This is a genomic window from Psychrobacter sp. W2-37-MNA-CIBAN-0211, from assembly GCF_040309405.1.
Taxonomy (GTDB): Bacteria; Pseudomonadota; Gammaproteobacteria; order Pseudomonadales; family Moraxellaceae; genus Psychrobacter; species Psychrobacter glaciei.
The window spans coordinates 1-265 of sequence record NZ_JBEOOU010000285.1 but is presented as its reverse complement, the minus strand read 5'-3'; the positions used below and the strand labels follow the sequence as shown (position 1 = coordinate 265).

1 protein-coding gene is annotated in these 265 nt (G+C 57.4%); it reads left to right on the top strand.

The window, feature by feature from the left end; genetic code table 11:
* Window positions 1-37: 37 nt before the first annotated feature.
* On the top strand, window positions 38-265 hold a 228-nt coding region (locus AAEY72_RS15255; protein ID WP_352311429.1), incomplete at its 3' end, for a hypothetical protein.

Here is a 265-nt window from a genome sequence, read left to right as displayed (position 1 = left end):
CCTCCTACTCACTACCTGCAAAGGAATGCCTTCAACCATGCATTTTCCACTGAAAAAACTGGTGGCTGCCACCTTGTTCGCCGCGAGCCTTTCGGCAGTCGCCACGCCTGCATCCGCTAACATCACTGCAGACCAAAGCACGGCAATCCTGAAGCACTTCAGCGAGACCTCGGTCACCGATTTCCGCAGCTTCCTCGGCACCCTGGCTAAGGGCGAACTGGGTAAAACCGCTGACACTGGCCCGGCTATCAACGCGTTTCTGGGC